Annotated in this window: 1 protein-coding gene; it reads right to left on the bottom strand. The window is 50.0% G+C overall.

Annotated elements, in window-relative coordinates; genetic code table 11:
• Positions 1 to 1,218, bottom strand: a 1,218-nt coding sequence (locus R7E42_RS24695) for an acyl-CoA dehydrogenase (protein ID WP_318073188.1), incomplete at both ends; no start/stop codon positions are given.

Below are 1,218 nucleotides of genomic sequence, written 5' to 3'. Positions count from 1 at the left end.
CCACGGCCAATGCGCGAGCGTGTTGCACTTGGGGTTTGTAGAATACGTGCCACTTTGCTGTCTAGCTTGTCACTTGGTGCTTTGCGTACACGACCGAATGGCATAATCAGAACGCGAAGTGTGCGGCCAATAACTTTGTTCGGGAAGTTTGCTAGGAACTCATCAACGGCGATTTCTGCTTGTTTTAAGCTATCTTGTAGACCCCAGTGAACCAAAGCCAAATCTTCAGCTGGACGACCATCTTGTTCAAAACGTTTTAGCGTCGCGGAGCTTAGGTATAGCTGACTGAGAATGTCACCTAAACGCGCAGATAAACGCTCTTTACGTTTCAACGAACCACCAAGTACCGCCATTGAGATATCAGACAGAAGCGCTAGGTTGGCACTGTAACGGTTTAGCTGTTGGTAGTAGCGTTTCGTTGCATCTTTAGTCGGTGCCGATGAACCTAGGCCATCGCTTAAACCAAACCAAATACTGCGAACGAGGTTACTCATGGTAAAGCTCACGTGGCCAGCTAACGCTTTGTCGAATTTCTCAACCGCGTCGCTCGCTTCTGAGTAAGCTGCGTTCATTTCTTCAAGTACATATGGGTGACAACGAATCGCACCTTGACCGAAGATGATCATCGAACGAGTCAGAATGTTTGCACCTTCTACCGTTACGGCGATTGGAGAGCCTTGGTAGCCACGAGCGAGGAAGTTCGAAGGGCCTAAACAAATGCCTTTACCGCCGACAATGTCCATCGCGTCGATGATGCTTTGTTGACCGCGGTGGGTACAGTGGTACTTCACGATTGCGGAAATAACTGATGGCTTTTCACCTAGGTCGATACCTGCAACAGTTAGATTGCTGGCCGCATCCATGACGTATGCATTACCGCCAAGACGCGCCAATGGCTCTTCAACGCCTTCCATGTGACCGATTGGTTGTTTGAACTGACGACGAATGCGAGAGTATGCACCCGTTGCCATCGCAGCCGATTTGATACCACCCGTCGAGTTAGAAGGTAGCGTGATGCCACGGCCGACCGACAGACATTCCACCAGCATGCGCCAGCCTTGCCCTGCCATTTTCTCACCACCGATGATGAAATCGATAGGAACGAAAATGTCTTTACCACGGGTTGGACCGTTCTGGAATGGTACGTTCAGTGGAAAGTGACGGTTACCGATTTCTACACCTTTCACATCCCTTGGGATCAGCGCACATGTGATACCA

The sequence above is a fragment of the Vibrio sp. Vb1337 genome, from assembly GCF_033338715.1.
In the GTDB taxonomy this organism is placed as follows: Bacteria; Pseudomonadota; Gammaproteobacteria; order Enterobacterales; family Vibrionaceae; genus Vibrio; species Vibrio alginolyticus.
This window is presented reverse-complemented; position numbering and strand designations above follow the sequence as displayed.